Source organism: Streptomyces zagrosensis, assembly GCF_014203645.1.
Lineage (GTDB): Bacteria > Actinomycetota > Actinomycetes > Streptomycetales > Streptomycetaceae > Streptomyces > Streptomyces zagrosensis.
In genome coordinates this window covers 407,376-420,656 of record NZ_JACHJL010000002.1, presented here as the reverse complement: position 1 = coordinate 420,656, position 13,281 = coordinate 407,376, and the positions used below count along the sequence as shown (strand labels likewise).

Here is a 13,281-nt window from a genome sequence, read left to right as displayed (position 1 = left end):
CCGGTCCAGGCGTATGCCAGACGTGCCGAGGCCCGGCGAACGCTGGATACCCCACCTGTTGGCCCTGTCAGCAGGCCGCCATGGTTTTCGGCACCGGCGCAGCGGACACGGTGGTTCCGATCAGCCTGGCCCTCAAGAGGGAGCAATACGCCAACGAGCTATGGCGGTACAAGAACGCCCAGGGCCCGCAGCAACAGTACTTCCGCATGGGATTGGCAGCCGTATTGTGGCGTTTTCTCGCCGCACATGAAGCCTGCATCAGTGCCAGCTGCGCCGTTCCACACTTCGACACCGTCACCACCGTTCCCAGCACCCAGTGGGCGCAGTGCTCATCCGTTACGCGACATGGCGGCCGAGATAGTCGGCCCTACTCGTGCTCGCTACCGAGACCTGCTCACGGCAGCCCCGGAAGCGGCGACCCTTGGCCGTGCAGTCTCGCCCGCCCGGTACACCTCAGCCGGCCTGTGGGGTGACAACATTCTGCTCATCGATGACACCTGGACCACCGGCAATCATGCCCAGTCCGCATCCGCCGCGCTAAAGGCAGCCGGGGCGGGCTGCGTGGCCATCGTCGTACTCGGCCGCCACCTCAACGTGGACTATGGCGACACCGCCTCTCACGTCGAACAGGCGCGACTGCGTCGGTTCTCCTGGGGCGTCTGCGTGCTGCGGCGAGGGGCACATGGATGAGGAGCGTGTTCTCCCGTGAGCCGTAGGACGAGATGCTCGTGAGCTCGATGGGAGTCGGCAAAGAAGGCAGCTGCCGAGGTGGCCGCAGGTAGGGTCTGGGCTCCGGGGAATTGTGGCGTGGGGGAGATGGGGACATGGCCGACTAGAAGTCGTGCCCGGATGTGCCGTAGGCCGTGTCGGATGCGCTGGATGAGGTGTTCGGGAGTGCTGAAGGCGACGTTGGAGAGCCAGCCGCGTCGTAGGAGGGACCAGATCCCCTCGACAGGGTTGAGGTCGGGTGCGTAGGGCGGCAGGTAGTAGATGGTGCGCCAGTCCCGGGAGGCGGCGAACTCTCGCAGACCGGCGGATTTGTGGACGTTGAGGTTGTCCCAGATGAGCACGATCGGGCCGCCGAGCTGTTGGTGGGCGGCGATCAGCAGGTCCCGGTAGTCGCGCCAGAGGAAACTCTTGCGTCCGTCGCGGCGGCCGTCGTCTCGGCGTGGCCGGTAGATTATCCTGGAGCAGTGGCCGGGTTTGTAGCAGGTCAGAGCCGCGATGGATATGCGTCTGCGGGAGCGGCCTCGGACCCGCACGACCGGTGTCCGGCCGCGCTGGGACCAGGTCTTCGCCTGCGGCGGCGTCATGGAGAAGCCGGCTTCGTCCTCGAAGACGAGCCAGGCTCCACGGGCCGCCGCGAGTCTTCCGCGCAGGGCCATACCTCTTTGACCCACCCGGCGACCGCCTCGTCATCCCGTTCGATAGCTCGTCGGGCCGGGATCTGGCAGGACCAGCCGTTTCGCACTAAAAGCGTGCGCACGCCCTGGATCGTGTAGGCCAGGTGGAAGCGCCGGCCGATCACCGCTTTCACACGGCTCAGGGTTCAGCGTTGGTCCTCCCAGCCGTGCGCAGCGGGCCCCTTCGCCAGCTCCGCCTCCAGCTGGGCGAACTGCTTCTCGCTCAGCCTCGGCAACGAGGCCGGCCCCTGCGACCGCAGAGCCCGCGGACCGCCCTCATCCCACATCCGCCGCCACCGCTGCACCGAGATCGGAGAAGGCGAAGGACGTCACGGACAAGAACGGCTGGTACGCCCGCGCCGGAGTTGCTGCCCTGCTGATCCTCGATCCCCGCACCGGCCGTTGGGCCCTGCACACCCGGCCGAAGGACGGCGAGTACCACGGTCGGGTCGATGGCGTGTACGGGGAGACGATCGACCTGTTCGCTCCGCTGCCGTCTCCCATCGATACCGGTGTTCTTCCGCGCTACGGCATCTGAGCGGTCCCAGGGGCAGACCCGAGGCCGCGATGCCGGGCAGTGACGCATTGAGCGCTCTCTCGGGCGGGGGCTTCGGGGTTTGCGGGGTGGCCTTCACCGGTCAGGCTTCGGGTATGCGCGGCCGGAGCGTGGAACGCCGACTGCTGCTGTGTCGGGCATGCGCGTGTGCGGGACCCCTAGGGAGGGCCCCGCACCGTGCGCTGTAACTGTGGGGTCAACTGGTGGCGCACAAGGCGCGGTTGCCGGGGGGTCTGGCGCTGGATCTGTCGTGAGGTGGTGCCCGCGTTCCCTTCTCGTGTGGTGGCTGTCGGCTTCGCCGGTTACTTCTTCTGGCCCGGCGGACCGGTGTTCTTCGTGCTCACGCCGTTGCCGGTGCTGCCGTCGCCGGGCTGTTGGGCGTGCGAGGCGGTGCCCCGGTCCTTGCCGGTGGACTGCTGAGGCGTGGGAGCCGCCCGCGTCGTACCAGCGGGTCGGGAGCTTCGCCACCGGTGGCTAGCCGGCCGGCTTGCCCGCCAGCACCGTCTTGGTGGCGGTGGTCGGGAGCACGAGGTGGCGAATGCGGTTGCGGGGAGCGCTGGGCTTGTCCTAGGACGCCTGGGTCTTGACCCAGTCGCCCATCTCGTTGGTGAGCCGTCCCCATGCGCCGTAGCTCGTGCAGCCGGTCTTCACCCACGAGGCGACACCGACCACGACGCCATCCACGACCAGCGGGCCGCCGCTGTCGCCCTGGCAGATGCCGTCGTGGCCATCGGCGTACCCGGCGCAGACCATGACCGAGTCTTGGAAGGTGCCGAAGCGACCGCAGGTGTTGCGTCCGTCCACGATCGGCAGGCTGGCCTTCTTCAGATGCCCGTACTGGTTCTCATTGACGCGTACGCGGCCATAGCCGATCGCGGTGCCGGTCTTGCCCGGCTTGGACAGGGCGCTGTCGGCCGACGTGGCGAACTTGGCGTACTGGCCTCCCTTGACCGGAATCGTCTGCTTGGTCTTGACGACAGCCACGTCGTAACCGGTCGGTCGGCCGTCCGGTGACGAGTACTTGGGGTGCTGGGTGTAGGACGCGACGTCGATCTTCACGCCTCCTTCCGGCTTGGTGAGGTCGTCGACTCCGTAGAAGAAGGACTTGGTGCCCTCGCCGTTCTTGCAGTGCGCGGCGATCAGGATCGTCTTCGGGCCGATCACCGATCCCGTGCACGTCTGACCTAGCGGGCGCGGCCCGCCCTCGCGCAGCGCGGCGATGATGTAGGGATACGCGGCAACCGTGGTGGGCTGGCCGCCGATGATCCTGGTCTGCGTGCCATCGGGCGCGGGCGCCGTGTTGGTCGGGTTGACGGCCTGTGTGCGGGGGGCGGTGTCACCGGCCGCCGCCTGAGCGCCTCCGGCGAACAGTGGCGCCAATGCGAGGGCCGCGACTGCAAGGCTGGCCGTTTTGGCTAGCCGGTTGTTTCCGCTCATGCTGTTCCCTTTCTCAGGAGAAGCCCGTCATGGGGCGGGCGCCCTCCAACTGGCCGATAGCACCCGTTGTGCCCCGTCTCCGTGGCCACGCCGCGGCGGTGTGTCGTTCCGTCGCGACGCTTGTTGCGTGCTGGAGGCGGTGCCGGGAAGTTCCCGTACGGTGCGGGCTCGGGCGCCTGGTTTCGGTTCCGGGGCGCCCGGGCTCGCCCCTTCACCAGGTACTTTTTGTCGGGTGCATGTCGTGTTGGGGGGATGAGAGGACCGTAGAGGCCGTACTCAAAGGGCAGCAATCCGTGTTTTCATCCGTAGCCGTATGCGTCAGGTACGCGGCCCGAAGGAGGCGTTGACCTCTCCCCCCGGACCAGCGACACGGTCACGCCCGAGAGTTCGATTCGGAACCGGGACCGTGTCACGCCGAATCAGCCGCGCTCGAACCGCGCCCGACCATGCCCCGGCCGCAGGGACGGCCCCAGGTACGGCCGCAGGTACGGCCCCAGGTCCGGCCGTACCGGATGGCGGCTGGTCGTGGCGTGTCTCCCTCTTGCCCCGGCGGCCTGCGGTGAGTAGCTTCGCGTTACCGCGGTGGCCAACTGGTTACGGGAGAGCCGGAAGTGACAGCAGACCGGTGATGACCGGAATATCGGTGCGGTGTCCACAGACGCCCGGCCGGAGCAAGACGGCCAAGCCGGGCGCGTCGGTGCCCGCCTGTCATCGCGGACCACGGCCTCGGTCTTCCCTCGGGCACGGAGTCCCCCATGACCAGTCCACTTTTTCACCGTTCGGGGGCCCCGGTCCTCGTCGGTCGCGCCGGCGAACTGCATGCACTGCTCGACGCCATCAACCATCCACCCTCGGTCGCCTTCGTCGAAGGAGAGGCCGGGATCGGCAAGACCCGGCTGATCCGGGAGGCGTTGCAGCACCCGTCCGTACAGGGCCGCCGCGTTGTGCTCAGCACCTGCCAACCACTGCGCGAACCGTTCCCTTACGGCCCGTTCTTCGATCTGCTGCGGCAACTCGAAGGCCAGCTGCCCTACAAGCTCAACCCCGTGTGCGGGGCGCTGCGGCCCTATCTGCCGGAGCTGGCCGATGCGTTGCCGCCCGCGCCGGAGACGCTTCATGACCACCAGGCCCGCCGGCACCGGCTCTTTCGCGCCGTGCGCGCGCTGCTCGCATCACTCGGCCAGGTCGTTGTGGTCGTGGAGGACCTGCACTGGGCTGACGACGGCACCCGCGACCTGGTCAGCTACCTCGTTGACGATCCGCCCGCCGGGGTGTCCACGGTGCTCAGTTACCGCCGCGAGGACCTTGTGGGCGCCGGGCTACAGTTGGGCCGCGCCTACCGGCACCCGCCCGGCATCACCTCCGCCCTGATACCGCTCAAACCCCTGGACGTGCCGGCCGTACGCTGCCTCACCGCCGCCATCGCCGGGACCGATGCCGTACCCGCCGATCTCGCCGCCGAGCTCCACGAACGCACCGCAGGCATCCCGTTCGTCCTGGAAGAGGTCGTCCGCGCGCTCATCGTCAGCGGTCTGCCAGTGGGCTGGGGCGCAGAGCGGGAGACACTTGACGCGATGGAGGTGCCCAGGCTGCTGCGCGAGGCGATGGCGGACCAGATGGCGGCGTTTTCTACGGATGCCATGGCCGTGGTGCGTGCGGCGGCCGTGCTGCGCGTCCCCGCTACGGAGGACCTGATCGCCACCGTGGCAAGCGACGAACCCGGGTTCGCCGGAGCCGATGAGCCCCGGCCCTTCGCAGGCGCCCGCCCGGCGGGCGCGCGCCGGGACGCACCCGGCGCCCCGCCCGGGCACGGGGTGCGCGACGGCGCGCACGCCCGCGCGTCCTGGCTCCCGATCGGTGTCGATGCGGGCAGCGGCATCAGGGAAGCGTTGCTTGCGGGCGTGCTCTACGACTTCGGTGGTGACCGCTACGGCTTTCGGCACTCCCTCGCCCAGCAGGCGGCCTACGATTTGTTGCCGAGTCTGGACCGACGCCGACTGCACCGACGAGTGCTGGCCGCGCTCATCCACGCCGAGCCGCCACCGCTGGTTCAACTCGCCTACCACGCGCGGCAGGTCGGCGGCCTCGACGCCTGGCTGCGGTACAGCGAGGCGGCAATCGACGCCGCCAGGAGGCTCGGCGACACCGCCGTCGCCGTGGAGATACTGGAGGGCCTGCTGTCCGACCCACGGCTACGTACCGGCGACCGGGCCAGATTCGCCGTCCAGCTCAGCCACACCGCGGTGTTGGGCCACTCCTACCGCAGGGCCGCTGAGCTGCTACACGGCATCGTGCGCGACGGTGATCTCCCCGATGTCGTACGCGGTGAGATCCGGCTCAACCTCGGGAGGCTGCTCAGAAACCAGGCCGGGCAGTACGAGCAGGGCCGGCTGTACACCGAGATCGCGGTCGAGGAACTGCGCGACTCCCCCGCGCTCGCCGCCCGGGCCATGGCCGCGCTGGGCATAGCGAGCTGCGGCGAGCACCCGTACGGGGTGTACCAGCAGTGGCTCGACCGCGCCGAGGAACTTGTCACGGACCAGTCGGACCCGGCCCTGCGGCTGGCTGTACGCGGTAATCGTGTCGTCTTGCGCATGATGGCGGGCAACCCCACGGCCTGGGCCGAGGCACAGGAACTGACGAGCACCGGGCAGTCGCCCGGTGAGTGCCTGCAACTCGCCCGGCTGTACGGCAATCTGGCCGAGGCCACCACCTGGCTCGGCCACTACGCGGCGGCGCAACGGTTCCGGCGTGAAGGGCAGCGGTATGCCGCCGAGTGCAGGGCGCCGTTCCTCCAGGGGGTCATCGATGGCACCTCGCTGCGGCTGGAGTGGAGTATCGGTAACTGGCGGGGTTTGGCTGAGAGATCGCGCCAGGTGCTCGCTATGGTGCAGGGCATCTCCGGCACCGCGGCCGACGCGCAACTGGTCCTCGGGTTGCTCGCCATCGCACGCGGTGAGTGGGACGCGGCCACCGACGCACTCGAAGCCGCCGCACTCAGTGACCCGGCCAACACCCGGGCCTCCATCCTGCCTGCCGCCGCGGGGGCGGTGATCCGGGTGCGGATGGCCCGCGGCGAGATGGAGTCGGCCCGCGCGGAGGCGGAGCGGGCCATCGCCAGGGTCCGGCGCAAGGGGATGTGGGTGTGGGGCGCGGAGCTGATGCCGATGGCGGTGGCCGTGCTCGTGCGCTGCGGACGGGTAGCGGAGGCGGAAGCCCTGGTCGCGGAGTACGCCGCGGGGATCGCCTGCTGCGATGCGCCGCTGGCCGCCGCCGCGCTGGACGCCTGCCGCGGGACGGTGGCCTACGCACAGGGCCGTCGGGCTGCGGCCATCGCGGCTTTCGAGACGGCGAGTGCCCGGTACGCCGCTCTGCCCTCACCGTATTTGGCAGCTCGTACGGCCGAAGCGGCCCTGCGCTGCCGTCTCGCTACGGGCGCCGTTGGCGGCAGCGCCGACCTGGGCGGTATGGCTGGCCTCGGTGATGCCCGCTACGCGGTGGGAAAATCCGGGGCGCAGCTGGCGACGGAGCTGACCGAACTCGCCGAGCGATTCGCCGCGCTGGGCGCGACGCGGGATGCGGCCCGTTGTCGTCGGGTGCTACGTGATAACGGTGTCATCATCCCTTCGCGACGCGGTCGGCGTGGGTACGGCGACCGACTCTCGCCGCGCGAGAAGGAGGTGGCCCGTCTCGTGGCCATCGGGCATACGAACCGGGAGATCGCGGATGTGTTGTTCTTGTCGCCGCGAACGGTGGAACAGCACGTGGCGAAGGTCCTGCAAAAACTGAACGTCACCTCCCGAAGCGAGGTGCTCGCAGACGGCTAGCGCCCATGGCCCGGATCGGCCCGGGCCGTGCGGCAGTGGCGGTCCGGGCCGTGCGGCAGCGGCGGCCTCAGCGTGCAGGCGTGTGCCGTGTTCCGTGTGCCGCGGGGTGCGATATCGCTGAGGTGCGCGCCGACTATGGCGTGCTGGTCGCATCCGCACTGGCAGCCGCGGTGGCAAGCGTGCGATGTACGTGCCGGCCGAGGGGGGACCAGGCGCGGGCGCCGAGCTTGGTCAGGAGCACCGGGGTGACCACAAGGACCAAGAACGCCTCGACCATGACAGCGGCGGCCAGGCCCAGGCCGAACTGCTTCATGATGCGGTCGGGCGACAGGACGAAGGCCGCGAAGACCGCCGCCATGATGAGGGCTGCGGCGAGGACGACCCGCCCGGAGGAGCGCACGCCCTTGGCGACGGCCTCGCGAGCGTCGTGTCCGTGGTCGTACGCCTCTCGGACGCGGGAGAGGACGAATACCTGGTAGTCCATGCTCAGGCCGAACAGCAGCGCCATCAGGGTCATCGGCATATAACTCTCCAGCGGGCCGGTGCTCCCCACCCCGATGAGGCCAGCGCCCCAGCCCCACTGGAAGACGGCCGTGAGCAGTCCGTACGACGCGCCGAGCGCGAGCAGTGTCAGCGCGACGGCCTGAAGGGGGACGAGCAGGGAACGGAACATCGCCGTGAGCAGGATCAGCGAAATGACGACGACGGCCAGGACGAAGACGAGGAGCTTGTCGGCCATGCGCTCGGTGAGATCGACGGACGTGGCGGTCAGTCCGCCGACGTGCAGGCGCAGTGGTGTGCCGGCGGTGGCTCGCGGGAGCACCTGCGCGCGCAGGGTGCTGACGAGTCGTGGCGTCGCCGCGTCCTGAGCCGCAGTCGTGGGGATGACGGTGACCAGTGCGGCCTTGCCGTCACGGCTTACGGCGGGCGGGGTGACCTGGTGTATTCCGGAAGTCCGGCGTAGCCGGTCCGTCAGGCTGTCCAGTTCATCGGGGTCGGTACCGCGCAGGTCGGCGACGACGGACAGCGGGGCGGTCGAACCGGTGCCGAACGCCTGCTGCTTGAGGTCGTGGGCGCGGCGCGTGGTCTCCGATGTGGCGGCGTTCTTGGCGTCTGCCGCGCCCAGGCGCATCGACAGGGCGGGGGCACACAGCACGAGCAGGACGGCGACTCCGGCGCAGGCGATCTTGCCGGCGTGCCGGGTGAGCACGCCGGAGGGCGACAGGGTCGTACGCGGTGTGCGCCGCTCCAGGCGGCCGGGCCGTGTGAGCCACCGGTCGCATAGACCGAGTAGCGCCGGTACGAGGGTCAGGGCGAGGGCGAGGGTGGCCAGTACGCCGAGCGCGCAGCTGGCGGCGAGGCCGTAGATGAAGGGGATGCCCATGAACAGCATGCCGCCCAGCGACACGATCACTGTGGTGCCGGCGAACAGCACGGCTCGCCCAGAGGTGGTCGCTGCCGTGGAGACGGCCTCGGCGGGCGGCTGCCCGTCCTGGCGTGCGGAGCGGTAGCGGGTGGCGATGAAGAGGGCGTAGTCCACTCCCACCCCCAGGACGATCATGATGGCCACGGACATGCTGAAGCTGGGCACAGTCATGATCTTCGAGAGGAGCATGACAAGACCCATGCTGGTGAAGAGTCCGACCAGCGCGACCACGATCGGCAGCCCGGCCAGGGCAAGTGAGCCGAAAAGCAGCAGGAGGAGCACGACGGCGGCGGCCAGGCCGACGGTCTCGCTCAGGCCGGTGCTCGGCACCGGGGCGAACATCGAGCCGGACAGCTCTACTTGGAGCCTGCTGGTGCTCAGCGCCGTCAAGCGCTGCGCAATGTCCTTGGCGTCGTCCTTCGGCACCTCGGTGCGTGGTGCGGCGAAGACCAGGGTCGCGACACCGGTGGTGGCATCGGCGTTGACGCGTCCGCCCCGGCGGGTGTCGTCGTAAGGGATGACGTTCTGCACGGCGGGACCCGCCTGCCGGGCAGCCGCAAGCACCTTGTCAGCATCCGCCCGCACCTGGGGGTCGGCCAGGCCCTTCGGGGCGTGCAGCACTATCTCGCCGCGGCCCGTGGCCTGTTCGGGAAAGTGCTTCTCCAGAAGGGAGTACGCGCTCTGGGAGTCGGTGTCCGGCAGGGCGTACTCCGCGTCGAACTCGGGCTTGGCCATGCCGCCGGCACTGACCAGGATCAGGGAGGCCAGTACCCAGGTGATGAGGGTGGCCCATCGGCGCCGGTGGCAGGCGCGGGCAAGGCGGCTCAGCATGTCAGTCACGACCCATCCCTTGGTTGTTCTACGTCGCGTAGAGCAATGTGACGGGCACCGTACCAGGCCCCGCGCGAAGTGTTCTACGTCAGGTAGAATGAGGCCGCACACGCCACCCGTGGCCCGTCGCCCGCTACCTGGCACGGTCGGGCCGCGGCAGGTCGGAAAGGACCCCCATGCGCCGCTCAGGCGAACTGGAACGCGCCGTCATGGACGTGCTGTGGGAGTCCCGAGAACCCCGCAGTGCCAAAGAAGTCCTGGCCGCCTTGCCCGAGGAGAAGCTCGCGCACACGACGGTCATCACCGTCCTTGACCGGCTCACGCACAAAGGACTCGCCCGCCGCGAGCGTGCGGGCCGTTCTTGGCGTTACGCGCCAGCAGCCAGCCGCGAGTCCTACGTCAGCAGCCTCATGATCGACGCGCTGGGGCGGGCCCCCGACCGAGAAGCCGTCCTCGTCCACTTCGCCCACGCGATGACCGGGCCGGAGGCCGACGCGTTGCGCTCCGCACTCGCCACCGCGGACGGTGCGGGCGATGCCGTCGATGCGAGCGGTGCCGTCGATGCGGGCGGTGCCGATAACGCGGGCGGTGCCGATGACGCGGACGAGGGCAGCCAGAGCGGAGACACCGGTCAGGACCGGCCCACATCATGAGCCATCTGCTGCACTTCGCCGTCCTGATCGTCTGCTGCATCACGGCAGTGCGTCCGCTGGCTCGCGCCCGCTGGGTGCAGCGCATGCCCCGCACTGCCCTCGCCCTGTGGCAGGCGATCGGCCTCACCCTCGAACTCTCCCTGATCGGGCTGTTGTTCTCCGCCCTCTTCGCACCGGCCAACCAGGGCCTGTTGCCCGGGCTCGCGCGCATCGCCACCGGTTCGGTCGCAACCGATCCCGTGGGGCTGCTCGCCGCCACCCTTGGCGGGCTCCTCATCGCGGCCCGCCTCATCACCTTGGCCATGACGTGCGTGACCACGGCCCGCGAACGCCGCAAGCACCGGGACCTGCTGCGGCTGGTCGCCCGCGCCGACCCCGCACTGCCCGGCGTCGAGATCCTTGACCACCCCGCCGCCGCGGCCTACTGCCTGCCCGGCCGGGACAGCTCCATCGTGATCAGCACGGGCGCCCTTGGCATGCTGGATTCCGCACACATCCGGGCCGTCATCGCGCACGAGCGGGCCCACCTGCGCCAGCGGCACGACCTGTTCTTGCTGCCGCTGCTAGCGGGGCGGCGACTGGCACCGCGTAGCACAGCGCTGAGCGAGGTGATCACCGCCGTGCGCCTCCTGCTGGAGATGCTGGCCGACGACACCTGCTGTCGCACCCGCTCGCGCCACGACCTCGCCGACGCCCTGACCCGCTTCTCCCATGACCCCAGCAAACTCGCCACCCCCGCCGGCGGGTTCGCCGCCGCCGACACCGGCCTCGCCGCCCGCACCGCACGACTTCTGGCCCCCGAACCAGCGCACTCGGCAGCCAGGAGCATCACCGTGATCGCTGTCGCCGCCACCCTGCTGGCGACGCCGCTCAGCCTGTTCGTGCTGCCGATTTAGGCCCAGGCGGTCGAGGGCGAGTCGCCCACATGCGCGCAGAATGCGCACACACGCCTAAAACGCTTACATACGCGGAGGACTCGGTCAGCGGGCCCGGCGGCACCGGGCCGCACCGGGCAGCGCCGATGCAGATCGTCGGCGAGTGCGATCACCCCGGCCAAAGCCGTGGCTCCCGCATTCGCCCCACGCTGCAAGACCCCTTTGATCTACGGAAACGTAGATCAAAGGGGCCTACCGGAGTCGGGGGATGGCCTTGGTCTCCTTGAGGGTTCGGCTAGTGCTTCACCGAGTGGCAGGGAACCGCTGTGCTCGGCAGCCTTGGTGACGGCGGCAGCGACGACGCCTTACGACTTGTCGCCCTTCCCCGCGTCCGCATCGGCCTGCTTGGCCCGGACCTCGGCGTCGAGCGAGCTCGGTTCGCCGGTTTCCACGGCCGTCAGGGTTGCGCGGTCGCCGACCTCGGTCGCGGCGGGCGGCTCGACCAGCCAATCCGGGTTGGCCTGCTTGTCCCACCACTTCCAGGCGGCGTATCCCCCGCCGGCCAGCAGGCCGAGCACGACGAACCGCTTCGTGAACTTTCCCCGCCTGGCCCGGCGCCGCTGCTTCTTCTGTACGCGTTGCACATCGGCCGCGGTGATCTGGCCGCGCAGCGCGGCCAGCGCCGCACCGCCGCGCGCAGCGGCTTCGCCGCGCACCGGCTCGGCGGCGGCGCGGGCGCTGGCGACCGCGCTCTCCACGCGGGGGGCCGTGTAGTCCGCGGCCTGTCGCGCGACCTTGCGCGTGCGCACCGCCGCCTGGTGAGCGGCCTGATCGACCTTGGGCGGAAGTGCGCCGCGCGCGTGGTCGAGCCGCGGGGCGAGATGCGCGTGGTACTGGCCGCTGGCCGTCGTGCGGGCCTGATGTGCTGCGGATGACACCTTCGGCCCAAGCTTGGCCCGGGCCTCATGCGCGTACTGAACGGCGGTGTCCTTGGCCTGGCTGGCGTGTGGCCCCACCACCTCCGCCGCGTGCCGGACGCTCTCCTTGGCCGGGCCGATCGCGTCTCGTACGCTGTCCTTGCGGGTCACGGGATTCCTCCTCCTCGGTGGCGTATCCGGGGGCAGGGGCTCCCCCTCGACGCGTACTGTCGCCTTTCCGCCCATTTCCAGATCATGCCTGTTCGCTGATCGCCAGGCACTCGTGGCTAGGCATCCGGGTCAAACGGGCCTTCTGCCGACAATGCCACGGAATGGGGCGCCGCGCGCCGATTCCGGCGGCTACTCGTCTCGTCGGCGTCCGTGCGAGGATCGGGAGACGTCAGTGAACACTATGGAAGGTAGATCGTGGCTGAGCAGCTCTACGCCACCCTAAAGACCAACAACGGGGACATCGAGGTCCGGTTGCTGCCGAACCACGCACCCAAGACGGTCAAGAACTTTGTTGAGCTCGCGGAGGGTACTCGCGAGTGGAAGGACCCGACGACCGGTCAGACGTCGAAGAAGAAGCTGTACGACGGAACGGTCTTTCACCGGGTGATCAGCGGCTTCATGATCCAAGGCGGTGACCCGCTGGGCAATGGCACCGGCGGCCCCGGCTACAAGTTCGGCGACGAGTTCCACCCGGACCTTGGGTTCAACAAGCCGTACCTGCTGGCCATGGCGAACGCGGGCCCGGGCACCAACGGCTCGCAGTTCTTCTTCACCGTCTCGCCGACGACGTGGCTCACCGGCAAGCACACCATCTTCGGCGAGGTCACCGACGCGGCCAGCCAAAAGGTCGTGGACGCCATCGCCGCCACACCGACCAACTCGCGCACCGACCGCCCCGTCAACGACGTGGTCATCGAGTCCGTGGTGATCGAGACCCGCGAGGGCTGATCCAGTGGGCTCGTCCGCACCCTCCGCCCCGGCTCGCGCCGGGGCGGACGCGTGCGGCGGCTACGGAATTCCACCCCGGCTCAGCTGGTTTTGGCTTGGCCGGCGCTGGCCTGGCATGGTTTGGTTTTAGCTTATTTTATTCGGCTTTATCTGGCTTTATCTGATTCCAGCGAGTTCGGGCAGTTCAGCCGGTTCTAGCCCGGCTTCGGCAGGTAGCGGGCCGGCTGCCGGTCGAGGGTTGGCTGCCTGGGGTTGGCCGTCGGGGCGGTCGCCGATCACGGATCGGTTCCGGCCCGGCATACGAGGAACCATCCCGCCCTGCCCATCCGTACACAGTGGGCGGGGCGGTGGCCGTACATTGCCCGGCGCACGCACGGGCCAGGGGGAGAGGTAAGG

General features: G+C 69.5%; 8 protein-coding genes and 1 pseudogene. 5 read left to right on the top strand and 4 right to left on the bottom strand.

Features of this window, described 5'->3' with window-relative positions; translation table 11 throughout:
* The first annotated feature begins 345 nt into the window (after positions 1-345).
* Complete coding sequence (locus FHS42_RS36600) at positions 346-690, top strand: hypothetical protein (protein ID WP_246494207.1); 345 nt, start codon at positions 346-348, stop codon at positions 688-690.
* A gap of 149 nt (positions 691-839) precedes the next feature.
* On the opposite strand, the pseudogene FHS42_RS39340 reads toward FHS42_RS36600, so the two are convergent.
* A pseudogene (locus FHS42_RS39340) lies at positions 840-1,711 on the bottom strand (IS630 family transposase); the annotation flags it as partial.
* Between the two features lie 815 nt (positions 1,712-2,526).
* Positions 2,527-3,396 carry a S1 family peptidase gene (locus FHS42_RS05380; RefSeq protein ID WP_184569357.1) on the bottom strand — a complete coding sequence of 290 codons (870 nt, stop codon included), beginning with the start codon at positions 3,394-3,396 and terminating at the stop codon, positions 2,527-2,529.
* Positions 3,397-4,151: 755 nt separating this feature from the next.
* Here FHS42_RS05380 and FHS42_RS05375 point away from each other — a divergent pair.
* Entirely contained in the window at positions 4,152-7,223 is a 3,072-nt protein-coding gene (locus FHS42_RS05375) for a helix-turn-helix transcriptional regulator (protein ID WP_184569356.1), read from the top strand.
* A gap of 133 nt (positions 7,224-7,356) precedes the next feature.
* On the opposite strand, the gene FHS42_RS05370 is transcribed toward FHS42_RS05375, so the two are convergent.
* Entirely contained in the window at positions 7,357-9,480 is a 2,124-nt protein-coding gene (locus FHS42_RS05370; RefSeq protein WP_246494324.1) for an MMPL family transporter, read from the bottom strand.
* Between the two features lie 176 nt (positions 9,481-9,656).
* Here FHS42_RS05370 and FHS42_RS05365 point away from each other — a divergent pair, with 176 nt between their 5' ends.
* Positions 9,657-10,133: a BlaI/MecI/CopY family transcriptional regulator gene (locus FHS42_RS05365; RefSeq protein ID WP_184569354.1), complete on the top strand. Its 477-nt coding sequence runs from the start codon at positions 9,657-9,659 to the stop codon at positions 10,131-10,133.
* Positions 10,130-11,029 (top strand): M56 family metallopeptidase, encoded by a 900-nt coding sequence (locus FHS42_RS05360; protein ID WP_184569353.1) that lies wholly within the window; start codon positions 10,130-10,132, stop codon positions 11,027-11,029. Before FHS42_RS05365 ends, FHS42_RS05360 begins: the two co-directional genes overlap by 4 nt.
* Positions 11,030-11,373: 344 nt before the next feature.
* Here FHS42_RS05360 and FHS42_RS05355 read toward each other — a convergent pair whose 3' ends face one another.
* On the bottom strand, positions 11,374-12,096 hold the full coding sequence (locus FHS42_RS05355) for a DUF5324 family protein (protein ID WP_184569352.1): 723 nt from the start codon (positions 12,094-12,096) through the stop codon (positions 11,374-11,376).
* 255 nt (positions 12,097-12,351) lie between these two features.
* On the opposite strand from FHS42_RS05355, the gene FHS42_RS05350 reads away from it, so the two are divergent.
* On the top strand, positions 12,352-12,885 hold the full coding sequence (locus FHS42_RS05350; RefSeq protein WP_184569351.1) for a peptidylprolyl isomerase: 534 nt from the start codon (positions 12,352-12,354) through the stop codon (positions 12,883-12,885).
* The last annotated feature ends 396 nt before the right edge of the window (positions 12,886-13,281 follow it).